Raw genomic sequence first — 14024 nt, forward strand, 5'->3', positions numbered from 1 at the left:
TTTTTGGGCGTTTAATGAGAGCCGATCAGTCGGTTTGAATTAATCGGTTGATTTTTTCGAAGAGTCTTCGCTGTCTGTGTTCTTTATGGAATCTCTCGAAAAGTCATCGATTTCTTCTTCTAATTCATCAAGAATTTCCTCTTTCATTTCTTTTTTCATCTTTTTCATCTGGTGCTTGCGTTTTTGTTGTTTTTCTTTTCTTAAGTCCTGCGTAAACATTTTAAACATCGAGAACACCATGACAGTCATGATAATGGAAAATGGAAGAGCTGCTACAATAGAAGCGGTTTGAAGCCCTTCAAGTCCATTGGACAATAGCAGCACAGAGGCTGTACCTGCAATGAGGAGCCCCCAAGTAATTTTTGTGAATAACGATGGATCAAGGCTTCCCTTTGACGTCATGGCGCCTAATGTGTAAGAAGCGGAATCTGCTGATGTGATGAAAAAAATCAAAATTAATACTAACGCCAGGCCATTTGTTAGTCCTGCTAAAGGAAATTCTTGTAAAGTCGCAAACAATGCAAGTTCTACTGTATCGTTAACAATATCAGCAATAGGCGCTATACCGTTCATTTCAAGGTTTAAAGCTGAGCCGCCGAAGACGCTGAACCAAATAACAGCGAGTAAAGAAGGAACTAAAAGAACGCCGGCAATAAACTCCCTGATTGTGCGGCCTCTTGAAATTCTCGCGATAAACATCCCCATAAATGGAGCCCAAGAAATATGCCAGGCCCAATAAAAAATGGTGTTTGTACCAATCCAAGTGCTGTCGGTAAACGGAGTCATCGTTAAACTCATCGGAACGAAATTGGAAATATACGCGCCAAGCGAAGTGGTGACACTTTCTAGTAAATAAATGGTAGGCCCGAGAAAGATCACAAAAATAAGAAGCAGGCCTGCAACGGTTAAATTCACAATACTCAAGTAACGGATCCCTTTATCGAGTCCAGTAGCGGCAGAAATCATAAACAGCACGGACACGATTCCAATAATAATCAGCTGTGTGGCGGCATTATTAGGCATTCCTGTCAGGTAGGAAAGTCCTCCGCTGATTTGCATGGCGCTTAAACCAAATGTAGTAGCAACACCTGTCGAAGTAGCTAATACAGCAAGTACATCGATGCTCTGTCCAATTTTTCCGCGCACCTTATCCCCAAATAAAGGATAAAACGCCGAACTGATTAAAGCGGGCTGGTTTTTTCGGAACTGAACATAACCAAGGGCCAGGGCGACTAAAGAAAAGATGGCCCACGGATGAAGAGCCCAATGAAAAATCCCGTAATCAAGTCCAAGCTGTGCTGCTTCCGCTTGCGTTTCCACATCTTGGCCGAGTGGTGTATCGACATAATAGAGGACTGGTTCAGCTACTCCCCAAAACACAAAGCCAACGCCAATCCCCGCGGAAAACAACATACCGAGCCAGGCATAAAAGGAATATTCCGGACGGTCTTCTGGCTTTCCAAGACGAAGCTTTCCATACGGACTTAGCGCTAAAAATATGATAAAAGTTACAAAAAAAGCAGCAACCATCATGTAAAACCAGCCGAAGGTTTCAATGGTGAAATTCAGTGATGTTGCAGCAACGCTGGCTAACTGATTCGGCCGTATAAATCCCCAAAGTACAAATAAGAATACAAAGATAGCGGATATAATAAAGACAGTTCCAGGTTTTTTAGTAGTATATGTATAGTTGTCTTTTCCCAAGTATGTCACTCCTACATCAATAATATAGCTGATTGGCCTTTACCCTTAAGCCGTCTTTCTTGAAACGCATTTTTTGATTTTTATTAATTACTATCTTCAAAGCGCTTTAAGTCGTTTTTATGCCCTATGACAATTAAAACATCGTTTTCAAATATTTTGTCGTCCGCCATCGGAGAAATATTGATATCTTTTCCTCTTTTAATTCCTAAAATGGTTATTCCAAACTGGGCCCTAATATTTAGATCCATCAGTGTTTGGTTGTCCATGTAGCGTGGTGCTGCTATTTCTACGATGGAAAAATCATCAGAGAGTTCGATATAGTCAATAACCTTTTCTGAAACGAGGTGCTGTGCGATTCTGTTACCCATATCATGTTCTGGATGGATAATTTTATCCGCCCCAATTTTGTCGAGAACCTTATGATGATAGTAGTTTTGTGCTTTAACCCAGACAGAATCGATTCCCATTTCTTTTAAAAGTAATGTGCAAAGAGTGCTGGCCTGGATATCATCCCCGATGGCTACAATGACATGGTCAAAATTGGTGATACCGAGACTGCGCATAGTTTTTTCATCTGTTCCGTCGCCAACCGCGCTATGGGTGGAATCATTTACTATCTCGTTTACTTTGGATTCATTGATGTCAATGGCAAGTACATCGTGGCCCAGCTTATACAACTCCGTGCTGACGCTGATACCGAATCGTCCTAGTCCAATAACAGCAAATTGTTTCTTCATGGCCTTGTTTGTCTCCCTTCTAATCCCTGGCAAACATGCTTTTGGCTGCTGTAAATTTGCAGGCGTTTTTGCGATGACACTTGCCATCAAAAAGTCCTTCCTATGCATGGATAGCCACACCATATATCATAGGGCGCTTGCGCTTTTCTTATTAGGTAAGAAAGTATAAATTTTGGCGTTTTTGATGTCTAGCTTCAGCGCCTACTTGCTCAAGATTCCTTCGGTTCGTCAATGGAAAGCAAAGATCAGCTTTCCATATCCCGCCCCTCCAGGACTTGTCGCTCGTGAGCAAGGCGCTTGCGCTTTTCTTACACTGACAGGGAAGTATAAAATTTTATGATGGATGAATCATCGACGTCGTCAAAATGTTGAAGAAATCAGTATAAGTGTAACTAGGCAATAATCCTGCATCTAAAGGCTTGGCGCTAGCCAAGTTTTTCTATATTGTAATGTACTCTCGTGATTATTGTTTGTCAATTATCGATTTTGTTACAACGAGGGTGTGTCTGTTAGTGAAGGACGGAGTCGGATTGAAGCGGGGAGGTTTTGAGAAAATAGGCTTCCATACAATGGCGAGTTTGACGCTTTAAATTTGCATTTAAATAACTGCTTGATCCTTCATACCCTCTGCAGACATAACTGTAGCGGGAAAACATACCGTCATTTTCCTGGAAGGTTACACGAATACGATTTTGATGCATGTATTGTTTGATATGGCGCATGTCTTTGTGCAGCATACGTAATGCCTCCTGTATCATGTCCAAATAAGGATCTTTCACTTTAAACGCTCCACTTTCAAAGAGCTGAAAGTCTTTTTCAAGGACTTTTTTTACAAGAGGAAGCAAAATAAAATAATGAATCATAATATGTTCTTCTTCTTTAATTTGCACGGTATCCCTCTTTTCATTTTTGCGAACGTTTGTTTGTATATTTATTATAACGAAAGGTTGTTTTATTATACAAGTGGAGTTTTTTTCCGTTAATATTTCATTTAAAGAAAAAAAGCTGAGATCAGTTATTTAAATAGAGCAGTAACATAGGTTATAATATAAGAAAGCGCATACAAAAAATAAAAACAGATGCGTCCTTAATAAAAAATAAAGCCGCGCTTTTTTTAAAAGGAAGTCGCGACGTGGGGATAAACATTCTGTGCTCGGGGTTTGAATGGTTCGGGATCTGGAGAAAGCAGAGATAAAACCAGCCGAACAGCTCGTAAAAGACGTGGAGATAGAAAGATTTGAAAAATGAAAAATGTAAAACGTAAAGGTTGTAAGCTCTCCGAAGGAAACAAAGGGTGCAGAGCAGCTATAAAAACCATTATAAAAGAATGATAGCTTTGGTGGCTTCTGCGGTCATAAAAGAACTCATTAGGAATAGGGAAGAGGAAAATAATGGAGTTTACAAAACTGTGAAGGAATTTCCGTTGTCTGTATCGAATGAAATAATATAATTAAGAAAGAATTGTATAACAGCCCGCATTTCTAACACAGCCGGCACATATATATGCAATAACACACTGCAACATTTACTGTAATGGATTCAAAACCCAGAAGCTAAATCAAAAGCATGATTCATTTATTTCAAGCCGTCTCTGTTGTTAGCTCAATCTTCTAAGCACTTTCCATGTCTTATAACAGGAAACAGTTTTGCAATTTTAAGTTTTAGAAAAATCTGATAATTTTTTCTATGAACACGAGACAGGAAGCAGGCACCAAGATTAAACTTCAATAGAAAGATGTAAGCAAAAAGCGTTTAGAGGAAGCGCCATGCGGGTATGTAGTCAGTAAATAAATACATGCTTGAGCCCGGGCCAGTACTTCATGCGCGCGTCGCCCGCCAAGGACAGGACAGAAAGCCAAATACCGGTAAAGTCCGGTGAAAGGATAGGGGGTTCGACGAAAATGTTACATCCTACTCATGAACAGCATTTTATGAAAAAAATAAAGTCGGCAAAGCATGGCAGAAGGCCGTCAAGACAGGTGCTTCAATCGCTATATGCTCAAATGACCATGGAATACGCTGTTTATTCCTTTAATAAGGAGCGGCTGCAGCGCATGATTGACAAAGCATTAGATCAGAAAGACCCGGAAAGTTTTCAAGCATTAACAAACCAATATAATGCCTTAATTGGAGAATACAAGTTTGGTAAAGTAATCTCTGAACAAGGATATGAAATTGAGTTGGACTTTAAAGTGAAATAGAAAAAGGAACACCGTCAGCCTGATTAAGGGCTGGCGGCATTTTTTTTAAAAAAAGGATAAAATTTTAGCATGGATGAATCATTAAGACAGCACAGCCAAGTTTTTCTCATACAGGCTTCGTCTCGATAAATACTTCTGCAACTTGTCTCATATAAATAAAAGAGTTGTGGAGAGAAGGGGAGGCCATATGAAAAAAACATTTGTTGTCGGGACATTCTTGCTTATTGTGGCGGCATTTTTGGGAGAATGTTTGGAGTTCTTGATTAATATGGTGTTAGCCCGTGAACTGGGAGAAAAAGGACTTGGTTTATATATGTCCATTCTTCCAACGATCGTGTTTTTGGTTGTTATAGCGAGTATGGAGCTGCCCATATCGATTTCAAAAGCAGTGGCAGAAAAAGAAGAGACATACCATAGAAGTTTGCTTTACCATACGATACGTTTTACGATTGCTTTTATGGTTGCTTGTTTAGCAGCGGCCTTTATTGTGTTTCCGCTGATCCCGGTTTTTGATAAGTATCATATAGCATTGCCGTACTTATTATTGATTCTTATTCCTGTCATCGCGTTTTCATCGATTGCTAGAGGTTATTTTATGGGAACGCAGCATATGGGGAAAATTGCTATAGCTAATTTTTTAAGAAGAGCAGTCCAGCTGGTCCTTTTAATAGCTGTATTTCAGTTATTCCATTTTGAAGCCGATGTTGCTATTCTATTAAGCTTGTGCACCCTGATTGGTACTGAAATCGTTGTGTTTTTATATTTGTTTGTATTATTTTTAAGAGAAATGAAAAGGTTGAAAAAAACACCTTCTGAGCCTATGAAAAAAACATCCGTTTTACACACACTTTTGGCTGTTTCCCTGCCGACTACAGGACTTCGAATCTTTCATGCTGCTTCCTTTGCGGTTAAGCCGTTTTTGATAAAAGCAGCTCTTATGAACGCAGGAGTGGTAGAAGAACAGGCTACTGTGCAATATGGAAAGCTGGCAGGGGTTGCGTTTACGATTGGGTTTTTCCCAGCTTTTATTGCTCATTCATTACTGATTATTCTTATTCCGACTGTTTCTGAAGCATATGCCAAAAAACACGTTTCTTCGTTAAGCGTCCTTTTAAATAAAATTATGGCGGGAACGTTTGTCTATGCTGTCCCGGCTGTTTGGATTTTTTATTTTTTCTCAAGCGAATTGACGAGCCTGTTTTTTGAAAAGTCGCCTGCAGCGGTTTATTTGCAGCTTTTGGCTCCTTACTTTTTCTTTCATTTTTTTGTCATACCGATGCAAGCTTTTCTTATCGGCCTTGGACTCGTAAAGGATGCGTTTCTTCATTCTATTTGGTCTACGACGGTTTCATTTATTCTCATGTATGTACTCGGCTCCATGCCGCAGCTGCAAATGGATGGGATCATTATAGGAATGAATACAGGCATTGTTATTCTTACGTTTATGCATTATGTGACGATTCGAAAACGGTTGGATCAGCCAGTAGGGTTAAGTTTTCGAGAAATACATGAAGGAAAAACATTCTAAAAAGTACGTAGAGAGGAGACTAGAATGGAAACCGATGAACAGTTCATCGAAAAAAATGGATCTACAATCTTATCCTTCTCTAGCGTAAGCTTGTGCAATTATATATACTAAATAAGAGAAAAAGAATTTAACGAGAGACCAGGAGGCAATACTGTTGATTTTATCGGACCAAACGATCAAAACCATGATAGACCAAAAGGAGCTGCAGATCGATCCCATAAAGGAACATCAAATCCAGCCAGCATCCGTAGATATACGACTGGGTACTCATTTTTTAAAAATTGATGAGAATGCGATTGAATCCATAGCTCTTGATGAACCGGCAAAATACGTAGAATTTGAAAGTGAAGAAGTCATCATTCCGCCTCATTCCTTCTTGCTTGCTACCACAACAGAATATATCCGGCTCCCGGATCAAGTAACTGCATTTGTGGAAGGAAGAAGTTCCATCGGCCGGATGGGGCTGTTTATACAAAACGCCGGCTGGGTCGATCCCGGCTTTGAAGGAGAAATCACTCTTGAACTGTATAACGCTAATCGTCTGCCTATCCGGTTAAAAGCTGGGCGCCGAATAGCTCAGCTCGTGTTCGCATTTATGGATAAAAAAGCAGCGGTGCCATACCAAGGGAAATATCAAGGACAGCGAAAAGCAGTCGGAAGCCAAGTATACCTTGATGAAGAAACAAGTGAAAAATGACTTCAAAAACAAAGCCGCCAAGGAGCTGTCTCAAAAGCATGGGAGACGGCTCTTCCAGCGGTGTGTGAAAACAGGTCGTCGTTTTGTAAAAGAACTTGTTGGCAGCAGATCAATGTCTGATTGTAAGAACAATTTTTTGACTTTTGACACTTAGCAGAGATTTCAGGTAAAATGGATTAATGAGTGAGGCGGCAGCACGGCTTCTGAAAGTTTGGTTATCTTGAATCGGCTTATTAAAAAAAATTTATTAGAAAAACTAGACTTACCGTCAAGTCCAAATGGAGGAAATCGTAGTTTTGCTTATCCTTTCATCCTTTAAAAATCCTGGTTTAAAAAAAGAAGGCATCCTCTAAGTGAATAACGCTTAAAAGATACCTTCCAATCGTTTTATTTTAAGAAAAAGTGGTCGATGTGTCCTTTTCCGGCTTGATATTCTTTGATGACACGCGCAGCTTCTTTTTGTGACCGCGCAAACTTGTTTTCAAGAAAATCCACAAAGAATTTCTTCATTTGTATTCCTTCTTTCTATTCATTATGTCTTCATTATCCTCCTCCATAAATTTTTTCGCAAAATCTAAATATAAATAGGAAAACGGAAACATTTCCTGTGAAAACGGATAAAATACGGTATTTCCTTTATTTTTCTTCCGATTACTCTTTTTTTCTTTTTTATCCTTTTGAAATTCTTTTGAAAAAGGAACAATAGCGAAACGATTATGAAGTTTTGGGATTTACTTGGTAATTGGCTTTGGTGGATTGTTCTCGGCTGAAAAAGTCACCGCAGAAGAAATAAAAACGAATCACACGTTCGTAAGCTGCAATCATTGCAATGTCACTACCTTCAAGGTTATTATTACTCTAGGACGAAAAAGTTAATAGAACTTTATAATACGATCTATAAGACGTAAAGGGTTCGGTTCATCATAGAATCGAGCCTTTTCGTTAGGAAATCCTATAATGGGAATAGTGCATTCGAAGCCAGGAAGTTTTAAAAAGCTAAATAAGGCTGAAAATGTTATAATAGGAATGTTGTCAACAAATAATAGCCAGCTGAAGACAGACGGTAGTCTTACAGCTATATAAATATATTAAAAGTTGTGTCTTCAAGCAGGCACATGGATAAGAAAGAGGGATTGGCCTTGAGTTTTACTAATGAAAAGGCAGTAGTCGTATTTAGCGGCGGCCAGGATAGTACCACCTGCTTATTTTGGGCGCTTGAACGATTTGAAGAGGTCAGTGCTGTCACTTTCGATTACGGCCAGCGCCATCGTGAAGAGTTAAAGGTAGCGGAGTCCATTACAGAAGAGCTAGGTATAGAGCATAAAATAATGGATATGTCATTATTAAATCAGCTTGCTCCAAACGCCTTAACAAGAGATGATATAGAAGTTCAGGACGGCCAAGATGGAGAATTGCCATCTACCTTTGTTGAAGGAAGAAATCTGTTATTTTTCTCCTTTGCAACGATCTATGCGTCTCAAAAAGGGGCAAAACACATTGTGACCGGGGTTTGTGAGACAGATTACAGCGGTTACCCCGATTGCCGCGATGTGTTTGTTAAATCGCTGAATGTGTCTTTAAACCTGGCGATGGATAAAGACTTTGTACTGCACACCCCGTTAATGTGGCTCGATAAAAAAGAAACATGGGAGCTTGCTGATAAACTTGGCAGACTTTCCTATGTGAAGAAAAAGACATTAACCTGCTATAACGGCGTCCGAGGGGATGGCTGCGGAGAATGTCCAGCATGCAGGCTGCGTCAGGCTGGTTATGAACAATATATTAAAGAAAAGGAACGGGAATAATAATGCTTCATCAATTTTACCCGCAAGTACAGCATGAATACCGGTATGAATTGAATAAGGATATGCACCTGGCAGCAGCGCATTTTATCCCTGCAAGCGCTGCAGGTAAATGCACAAATATTCATGGACATACGTATGTCATTAACCTGACCATCGCGGGAGACGAATTGAATGACACTGGCTTTTTAATCGACTTTAAATTGTTAAAAGACATTGTTCATAAGCGATTTGACCATTCCTTATTAAACGATCACAACGAATTTGGCGAGTCTCAAACAAGTGCAGCAGATACGTTTCCTACTACAGAAGTAGTGGCGAGGACGATTTGGCAGCTTGTGCAGCGCGAGTTAGATCAATGTCAAAACAATCCGCGCTGTCTTCAGGTGCTCGTGCGGGAAACCCCGACAAGCTATGTGGTGTACCGCCCGAAGAAAGGGGATTTTTCATCATGAAAAAAGTCCCTGTATTAGAAATTTTCGGGCCGACGATTCAAGGAGAAGGAATGGTTATCGGCCAAAAAACAATGTTTATTCGGACCGGCGGCTGTGATTACCGTTGTGCTTGGTGCGATTCGGCTTTTACGTGGGATGGTTCGCAACAAGCGGAGCTGTTAAATGTTGAAGAGATTATTGAAAAGCTCGAAAGCATTGGTGGTGCTGCTTTTAACCATGTTACGATTTCAGGCGGAAATCCGGCTCTTCACAGCGGATTGGCTGAAGTCGTTCAAGTACTGCAAGAAAAAGGCATAAAAACGGCTGTAGAAACACAAGGTACAATATGGCAGCACTGGATGAAAGACATTGATGAAGTAACGATTTCTCCTAAACCGCCCAGCTCTGGCATGGATACAAACTGGGAGCAGCTCGACGAATACATTCGCCAATTAAACGATCGGAAAAATAAAGAAGTCAGTTTAAAAATCGTCATATTTGACGATAAAGATTTGGATTATGCTGCAGGCGTGCATGAGCGTTACCCGCACGTAGCTATGTTTTTACAAACAGGTAATGAGCATCTCGAAACAGCCGATAACAGCTGGCTGTTATCTCATTTATTAAACAGATATGAAGAACTGGTGGAAAAAGTTATTGCTTCTGAGCGTTTAAATGAAGTTAAAGTCTTGCCGCAGCTGCATACATTGCTGTGGGGAAATAAACAAGGAGTGTAAGAAATATGCCCGAAAGAAAAGGTGTAGAGCACCTTTCCCACTTGGGAAGTGAAGATACGAGTTATACGTTTGAATATGATCCGTCTCTATTAGAGACGTTTGAAAATAATCATCCGAACCGGGACTACTTTGTAAAATTTAACTGTCCGGAGTTTACTACGCTGTGCCCGAAAACAGGACAGCCTGATTTTGCAGCCTTATATATTAGTTATATACCTGAAAAGAAAATGGTAGAAAGCAAGTCATTAAAGTTGTATTTATTTAGTTTTCGCAACCACGGCGGCTTTCATGAAGATGCGATCAATATGATTGTTAATGATCTGGTGGAATTGATGGATCCACGCTATTTGGAAGTGTGGGGGAAATTTACTCCGCGCGGCGGCATTTCGATTGACCCGTATGTCAACTACGGCCGCCCCGATACGAAATATGAAGAAATGGCGTCTCAACGGCTGCTATATCATGACATGCATCCAGAAAAAATCGATAACCGCTAATCCTGACCTGATCCGCAGATTTGCTGCTGGATCAGGTTTTTTAGCATAAGAAATCATACATTCTGTTGTTTTTGATGCATGGATCAACGCCCAGCTCGCACGCATGCACATAACAATATATGCAAATGGTTAGCAAAGATAGTTTCTGCCCCCCTCATTCTAAGCTGTGCTCTTTCTTCGAGACTTTCGGGAGTTGTATAACCGGGTGATCTTGATAGTATTTTTCAGGAAGCCAGCAGTTTTTGACTCTCGATAACAACTAACTGATCAATGGGCATATTTAATTTTTTATCCCATATCGAGAAGGAATAGAAGGCAGGGACCACAAGAAGATAGCTGTACCGTTTAGAAAAATCAAAAGCAGTATCCATTAGGATAGGCGCATACAGCTCTTCTAGAATGGTATACATATAATCGGTCAAACGATCGCGGCTCAATAAATCTTTAGCGTTTTCGTTTAAAACAAGCTCGAAACAAATGTAATTTTTTTAAAAGGTAAGAAATTATAAATATGGGGCGTTTTACATGTCTAGCTCAGCGTCTACTCGCTCGAGATTCCTTCGGTTCGTCAATGGAAAGCAAAGATCAGCTTTCCATATGCCGCCCCTCCAGGACTTGTCGCTCGTAAGCAAGGCGCTTGCACTTTTCTTATTTATCCTCATCCGATTTTAACTGGAGATTTTTCATGTTTATCATCCATCTTATTAAATAAGCAGCGTCCCTTACCGTAAGGGATGCAAAGTGGTGTACCAAAAAGCGGATCTTCGGTTACCTGACATTCCATTTGAAATACATTTCTTACTAAATCACAAGAAATAATGTCTTCAGGCTTTCCTTGTGAATAGATGGTTTTATCTTTAATAGCAATAATATGGTCTGCATACCTGCAAGCTAAATTAAGATCGTGCAGCACCATGACAATGGTTCGGCCATTTTGTTTGTTTAAATCAAATAATAGATCAAGAATGTCAATCTGATGAGTCATATCAAGGTAAGTTGTAGGTTCATCTAAAAATAATGTTTCTGTGTTTTGAGCAAGTATCATAGCAATCCAAGCCCGCTGCCGCTGTCCGCCGGAGAGAGAATCGACAGGACGATCTTGAAAATCAGCCATATTGGCCGCTTCTAGTGCTTTTGTTACAGCCTCTTCATCCTTTTTTGACCACTGCTTTGCCCAGCTTTGGTAAGGATAGCGCCCTTGTTTTACGAGCTGGAGTACGGTCAGACCTTCAGGTGCTGTTGGGCTCTGAGGCAGAACAGCCATCTTTTTAGCTATTTCCTTTGTACGCATTTTTGAAATATCGGCACCTTCTAAAATAATCTGACCGGCATCTGGTTTTAAGAGACGGGATAAAGAACGCAGAAGAGTAGATTTCCCGCAGCCATTACCACCGATTAATACGGTCACTTTTCCCTTTGGAATCGCAACGTCTAAAGAGTCAATAATGGTCGTATCACCGTAGCCAATCGTGACATTTTTACCTTCAATTGTTTTCATTCCATCTTCTCCCCCTTAGGATCTGTTTTTACTTTTATATAATAAATAAATAAAATAAGGAGCTCCGATCGTGGCGGTGAATACACCGGCTGGAACCTCATGCGGTGAAAAGGCGGTTCGGCCGAGTAAATCAGCCCCCATAACAAGGATGGCACCAATAAGAGCAGATAAAGGGATAAGTGCTCCATAGGAAGAACCGACAAGACGCCTTGCCATATGGGGAGCCATTAATCCCACAAATCCAATCCCTCCTGCAAACGCCACCGTAGTACCGGCTAATCCTGTGCATAAAATAAGCATAAGGATCCGGTCCCGCTGAAGGTGAGCTCCAATGCTTAAAGCAAGTTCTCCTCCCAACGTTTGAGCATTTACTTTTCTAAAGCTTACGAGTGTCAATAGAAATAAGAGAATAATAACAGGAGCAATCAATTGAACGTCTGTCCAACTGGCCCCGTTTACACTGCCTGTAAGCCAGAGGTTGGCTTGGGCAGCTCTATGTATCGGGCCTAGCATCATAAACATCGTTGTTAATGCTTGCGTAAGCGTTGATAAACCAATGCCAATCAAGATAAGACGTATCGGGGAAATTCCGTTTTTGTAGGAGAGAAAATAGACGATAAACCCTAGAGCGACCGCCCCAAGAAATGCTGCTAACGGCATCCATTGGACGCTCACGATAAGGGAGTGATTATCGTTGCTGAATAAAGCAAGAAAAAGAACGACAGTCACACCTGCTCCCCCTGTAATTCCAATTATATCTGGTGAAGCCAGCGGATTTTTTATCATACCTTGCAGTATTGCTCCAGATATAGCAAGACCTGCACCGGCAAATAAGGCGACAAGCAGTCTTGGCATCCGCAAGGTCTCAATGATGAGCTGATCACCTGGTTCCCCATGTCCGAACAACGTTTTCATCACTTGAAGTGGATGGATAAAAGATTCCCCTATAGAAGCGGAGACAAGAAACAAAACCAGCAGCACACATGTCATGAAAACAATGTTAAAAATTGATTTTTGGTCAAACATAAATGAAAATCGATCGTTTTTCGTTCGGAAAACCTTATTTTTGCTCATGATTCTTTCCATCCTTTTCGGGCTAAATAGACGAAAAAGGGAGTGCCAATAATAGCGGTCATGACCCCGACTGGAACTTCCTCCGGCATAATAATAAAACGTGCACTAATATCCGCTAATAAGAGTAATACGGCTCCAAGTACACCAGAATATGGAATAACCCAGCGATGATCCTGACCGGCAATAGCGCGTGCAAAATGGGGAACAACAATACCAATAAAAACAATTGGTCCTGCTACGGCGACTGCCCCGCCCGCTAAACCGACAATCAGTATTCCAGCTATTGCTTTTATAACAGCGATCCGTCCCCCGAGACTTTGGGCAATATCTTCTCCCATGATAAGTATGTTAATGTGACGTGAAATAAGGAGCGATCCTGCCCAAGCACCGATAAAATAAGGGAGCACCGGATATAAGTATTGAAGTCCTCTTCCTTGTACAGAACCGGCCAGCCAAAATAGTACTTCATCTAAAGCTTTTTCATTTAGAACAAGCAGACCTTGTGTCAGGGAAGAAAACAATGCTGCAATCGCTGCACCGGCAAGTGTCAAACGAAGCGGAGTTAAACCTTCTCGTCCTAATCCTCCAATCGTATAAACAATAAGAGAAGCTGCTGCAGCACCAGCAAATGACACCCAGGTCATTCCTTGTAACGAAATAGATGGAATATATATGACAACCGCTACAATAAATAAGGAGGCTCCAGCATTAATGCCAAAAATGCTGGGAGAAGCGAGCGGATTTCTCGTTAAAGCCTGCATGAGCACCCCGGCAATCGCTAGAGATGCCCCTACACAGATTGCAATAAGCGCTCTTGGAATTCTAGCTTCAAGGATAATAATATGTGTGTTAGACTCTTTAAAATGTTCAAAGTGAAAGAGGACTTCATACAAGTGATGCAACCTTACCTCGGTGTATCCTAAAACGATACTTCCCATTGTAGCCAAGCATAACACTAGAATTGCTGCAACGAATCCCCATCCCTTCATTTTCGTTGTTTTTATTTCCATATTTAACCAAGTCCCTGTTTTGAATGATGTTTATAATAGTAAAATATACACTCTCTACATTAATTCTTCCGGCTCCCACTGTCAACGATTTTGAGAATCATTATC

The 14024-nt window shown here is 40.7% G+C and carries 15 protein-coding genes and 1 pseudogene; 9 read left to right on the forward strand and 7 right to left on the reverse strand.

The window, feature by feature from the left end:
* Positions 1 to 39 precede the first annotated feature (39 nt).
* Both FZF09_RS07675 and FZF09_RS07680 read right to left on the reverse strand, forming a co-directional pair.
* Positions 40 to 1713 carry a BCCT family transporter gene (locus FZF09_RS07675; RefSeq protein ID WP_370514435.1) on the reverse strand — a complete coding sequence of 558 codons (1674 nt, stop codon included), beginning with the start codon at positions 1711 to 1713 and terminating at the stop codon, positions 40 to 42.
* Positions 1714 to 1787: 74 nt separating this feature from the next.
* Positions 1788 to 2441, reverse strand: a complete 654-nt coding sequence (locus FZF09_RS07680; protein ID WP_158736217.1) for a potassium channel family protein — start codon at positions 2439 to 2441, stop codon at positions 1788 to 1790.
* Positions 2442 to 2625: 184 nt separating this feature from the next.
* Here FZF09_RS07680 and FZF09_RS07685 point away from each other — a divergent pair, with 184 nt between their 5' ends.
* A complete protein-coding gene (locus tag FZF09_RS07685) occupies positions 2626 to 2781 on the forward strand; it encodes a hypothetical protein (RefSeq protein WP_158736010.1) in 156 nt (51 codons plus the stop codon).
* A gap of 169 nt (positions 2782 to 2950) precedes the next feature.
* On the opposite strand, the gene FZF09_RS07690 is transcribed toward FZF09_RS07685, so the two are convergent.
* Complete coding sequence (locus FZF09_RS07690; RefSeq protein WP_158736011.1) at positions 2951 to 3331, reverse strand: YhjD family protein; 381 nt, start codon at positions 3329 to 3331, stop codon at positions 2951 to 2953.
* 572 nt (positions 3332 to 3903) lie between these two features.
* On the opposite strand from FZF09_RS07690, the pseudogene FZF09_RS23220 reads away from it, so the two are divergent.
* The 4 genes and pseudogenes from FZF09_RS23220 to dcd form a co-directional block, all read left to right on the forward strand.
* Positions 3904 to 3975, forward strand: a pseudogene (locus FZF09_RS23220) (pyroglutamyl-peptidase I); the annotation flags it as partial.
* Between the two features lie 367 nt (positions 3976 to 4342).
* Positions 4343 to 4642: an IDEAL domain-containing protein gene (locus tag FZF09_RS07700; RefSeq protein ID WP_158736012.1), complete on the forward strand. Its 300-nt coding sequence runs from the start codon at positions 4343 to 4345 to the stop codon at positions 4640 to 4642.
* 187 nt (positions 4643 to 4829) lie between these two features.
* A complete protein-coding gene (locus FZF09_RS07705; RefSeq protein WP_158736013.1) occupies positions 4830 to 6170 on the forward strand; it encodes a polysaccharide biosynthesis protein in 1341 nt (446 codons plus the stop codon).
* A gap of 154 nt (positions 6171 to 6324) precedes the next feature.
* Positions 6325 to 6867: a dCTP deaminase gene (gene dcd, locus FZF09_RS07710; protein ID WP_158736014.1), complete on the forward strand. Its 543-nt coding sequence runs from the start codon at positions 6325 to 6327 to the stop codon at positions 6865 to 6867.
* A 387-nt stretch (positions 6868 to 7254) separates the two neighbouring features.
* Here dcd and FZF09_RS23015 read toward each other — a convergent pair whose 3' ends face one another.
* On the reverse strand, positions 7255 to 7377 hold the full coding sequence (locus tag FZF09_RS23015) for a hypothetical protein (RefSeq protein ID WP_255450441.1): 123 nt from the start codon (positions 7375 to 7377) through the stop codon (positions 7255 to 7257).
* Positions 7378 to 7982: 605 nt separating this feature from the next.
* Between FZF09_RS23015 and queC the strand changes: the two genes are divergently transcribed.
* Genes queC through queF form a run of 4 tightly spaced genes read left to right on the forward strand, consistent with a single transcriptional unit; the run spans position 7983 to position 10337 of the window.
* Positions 7983 to 8672: a 7-cyano-7-deazaguanine synthase QueC gene (gene queC / locus FZF09_RS07715; RefSeq protein ID WP_158736015.1), complete on the forward strand. Its 690-nt coding sequence runs from the start codon at positions 7983 to 7985 to the stop codon at positions 8670 to 8672.
* 2 nt (positions 8673 to 8674) lie between these two features.
* Positions 8675 to 9124 carry a 6-carboxytetrahydropterin synthase QueD gene (queD, locus tag FZF09_RS07720; protein WP_158736016.1) on the forward strand — a complete coding sequence of 150 codons (450 nt, stop codon included), beginning with the start codon at positions 8675 to 8677 and terminating at the stop codon, positions 9122 to 9124.
* Positions 9121 to 9840 (forward strand): 7-carboxy-7-deazaguanine synthase QueE, encoded by a 720-nt coding sequence (gene queE, locus FZF09_RS07725; RefSeq protein ID WP_158736017.1) that lies wholly within the window; start codon positions 9121 to 9123, stop codon positions 9838 to 9840. The genes queD and queE overlap by 4 nt, the downstream gene beginning before the upstream one ends.
* A gap of 5 nt (positions 9841 to 9845) precedes the next feature.
* Positions 9846 to 10337 (forward strand): preQ(1) synthase, encoded by a 492-nt coding sequence (gene queF / locus FZF09_RS07730; protein WP_158736018.1) that lies wholly within the window; start codon positions 9846 to 9848, stop codon positions 10335 to 10337.
* A gap of 658 nt (positions 10338 to 10995) precedes the next feature.
* On the opposite strand, the gene FZF09_RS07735 is transcribed toward queF, so the two are convergent.
* Genes FZF09_RS07735 through FZF09_RS07745 form a run of 3 tightly spaced genes read right to left on the reverse strand, consistent with a single transcriptional unit; the run spans position 10996 to position 13919 of the window.
* Positions 10996 to 11835 (reverse strand): ABC transporter ATP-binding protein, encoded by an 840-nt coding sequence (locus tag FZF09_RS07735; RefSeq protein WP_158736019.1) that lies wholly within the window; start codon positions 11833 to 11835, stop codon positions 10996 to 10998.
* Between the two features lie 15 nt (positions 11836 to 11850).
* Positions 11851 to 12909, reverse strand: a complete 1059-nt coding sequence (locus FZF09_RS07740; RefSeq protein ID WP_158736020.1) for a FecCD family ABC transporter permease — start codon at positions 12907 to 12909, stop codon at positions 11851 to 11853.
* On the reverse strand, positions 12906 to 13919 hold the full coding sequence (locus tag FZF09_RS07745; protein WP_158736021.1) for a FecCD family ABC transporter permease: 1014 nt from the start codon (positions 13917 to 13919) through the stop codon (positions 12906 to 12908). The genes FZF09_RS07740 and FZF09_RS07745 overlap by 4 nt, the downstream gene beginning before the upstream one ends.
* Between the last annotated feature and the right edge of the window lie 105 nt (positions 13920 to 14024).

The organism is Alteribacillus sp. YIM 98480 (assembly GCF_009765375.1).
Taxonomy (GTDB): domain Bacteria; phylum Bacillota; class Bacilli; order Bacillales; family Marinococcaceae; genus Alteribacillus.